The organism is Deltaproteobacteria bacterium (genome assembly GCA_018668695.1).
Lineage (GTDB): Bacteria > Myxococcota > XYA12-FULL-58-9 > XYA12-FULL-58-9 > JABJBS01 > JABJBS01.
This window is the reverse complement of record JABJBS010000363.1, coordinates 1-2188: the sequence shown is the minus strand read 5'-3', so window position 1 is coordinate 2188 and position 2188 is coordinate 1. Positions and strand designations below refer to the sequence as shown.

The following is a 2188-nucleotide window of genomic DNA, read 5'->3' as shown; positions in this document are numbered from 1 at the left end:
TCGTTATCGGTACTCAACCGTTGGATTGTAACGTGAAAGTCCTTACTGGCATCGCTGCCTGCACACTGATGATAACGCTTTCGGCCTGTGGCCCGAACGCGCGAGATCTCGAACTCAAACGCCTTACGAAAGTTGTTGAGACTCTCCAAGGCCAGATGGTGAGCCAGGACCAGCGCATTGAAGCGTTAACAGACAAAATGATTGTCATGAAACAAGCCCGGATAGGTTTCGATTCCAGCGCCCATACGATGCAGCCTGAACTTCAGGTCGTGCGGCTCACACCAGAGCGCACCGATAATGCGGAAGAGACCGGCGACTCTGTAGATGATGAGGAGCCAATTGTACTGACTCTGAGGGGCACTCCCGAAGAGCCGCCATTGGCTGTGGTTGCGGTGGCGCCGCCGCCTGTACATACGAGACCTGCACAGGTTGTCCAATCGCCGGAGCGCAGATTGTTTATCCGAGCGCTTGAGCATCACGGTGCTGGAGAGCTTGATAAGGCTGGAATTCTACTCGAAAAATTATTGGGCCAATATCCGCAGTCCAATCACGCGCCGAGCGCGCACTATTGGCTGGGTGAATGTCACTACGAATCGAGCCGGCCTCAGGTAGCTATTGTGCACTATGAGCGAGTTTTTACCGATTATCCAAAGCATACGAAAGCAGCAGGAGCCTTACTCAAGACAGGCTTGAGCTACAAAAACATGAAGCGAGTTGATGACGCGCGCACCACATTTTCAGTGTTGCTCTCTCGTTATCCGCAAAGTGCGGAAGCAGAATTAGCGCGTGCACACTTAGGCTCGATTCAAGGTGGGGGATCATGAATATGAAACATCTTTCTGTCGTACTGGTTGTAACCGCTCTGGCAACCGTGGGCCTGATTGGCGCAGTGAGCGTTTACGCGCAGTCTGTAGACGAAGAGACGGTGTCTGATGATTTCCAGCCCAATAAGAACCAACACTTGGTTGAAGACGGTGACACGCTTTGGGACATTTGCGAAGCGGTGCTTGGGCGCCCTGAACTGTGGCCCCGCGTTTGGTCTATGAACCCGGAAATTACGAATCCGCATTGGATTTATCCAGGGGATATTATTCGGTTTGAAGTTCCTACTGAAGACCTACCAAGCATGGACATCATGGCGGAGGCACTGACAGGTGTTCAAAAATCGGGTGAGGATGAGGAAGATACCGAAACGGTTGGTGAACAAGAAGAAGAAGAAGTCTTAGCTTATGATGACTTTCTGACGCAAAAATCTCCACCCATTGAAGTGATTGCTGGGTCAACGCAGAGAAGAGTTCCACCAGAGAACCAACCACAGCGCGCGTTTTTGAATATCTTTTTGACGAAAAAGCAGCTCGAAGAACAGGGGAGGTTGGTGAATGCCGCGCCCGATAGACTGCTCCTGGCATCCGGCGATACGGTTTACGTCAAGTTTGCCGATGGCGTCGTGCCCAAGCCGGGAACCCGCTACGTTTCTTACAGAACGATTAAAGAAGTTAATCACCCGAAGTCGGGAGATTTCTTTGGCTACATGACTCAAATCACTGGCATGTTTCAGGTGGTGAATTACCGCGAGGGCGTGGGGACAGCGCGGGTTCTTAGAGCCGTTGCTGAAATGGAACGCGGTCAATTGGTTGCGCCTTTGCTGCAGTCACCGCTGGTAACGGTTTATCCTACGCGAGCCGACAAAGTTGTTGATGGTGTTATTTTAGCTGTGCAAAACGACCATGAAGCTTTTGTAGCTCAAGGGAATTATGTTTTCATCGACCGTGGTAGTGTGGATGGTGTCACCAAAGGCCAGCGTTTTAAAGTCTACCGCTTCCCGGTTCAGTTCGCTGGGGCACCGGAAGAGGTTGCCAGGCTCGATATTGGTACGCTCATGGTAGTGGATGCGAAAGACAAAGCATCAACCTGCCTGGTTGTGAATGCCAATCAAGAGATCAGTCCGGGTGATGCAGTACGTACGATGCCTTAGAGAGCACATTAAGTCTTGGTTTTAATCTGAACCAACTTCATTTCAAATAAGCAGTCTTGAGATCCCAGTGCGATGGTATGTGGGCGATTTAAACTTACGCCTTCTTGTTCTGTCCCAAAATAAACAGCGTCACCTTTGCAAAAAATCGGGCCCAGTTCCGGCACACCGGCCGTTGTACACATCTTTGGAAAATAACAGTGAGTAATCGTGAAG

At 50.6% G+C, this 2188-nt stretch carries 3 protein-coding genes; 2 read left to right on the top strand and 1 reads right to left on the bottom strand.

Annotated elements, in window-relative coordinates; genetic code table 11:
- The first annotated feature begins 32 nt into the window (after window positions 1-32).
- The gene (locus HOK28_20955) at window positions 33-824 is read left to right on the top strand and encodes a tetratricopeptide repeat protein (GenBank protein ID MBT6435577.1); all 792 of its coding nucleotides are present in this window, start codon (window positions 33-35) and stop codon (window positions 822-824) included.
- Window positions 821-1975, top strand: a complete 1155-nt coding sequence (locus tag HOK28_20950) for a LysM peptidoglycan-binding domain-containing protein (GenBank protein ID MBT6435576.1) — start codon at window positions 821-823, stop codon at window positions 1973-1975. Before HOK28_20955 ends, HOK28_20950 begins: the two co-directional genes overlap by 4 nt.
- A gap of 8 nt (window positions 1976-1983) precedes the next feature.
- Here HOK28_20950 and HOK28_20945 read toward each other — a convergent pair.
- Window positions 1984-2188: hypothetical protein (locus tag HOK28_20945; protein MBT6435575.1), on the bottom strand; the 205-nt coding region annotated here is incomplete at its 5' end.

Coding starts and splice junctions, on each gene's coding strand:
- HOK28_20950 (MBT6435576.1), top strand. CDS start 821: ATGAATATGAAACATCTTTCTGTCGTACTGGTTGTAACCGCTCTGGCA.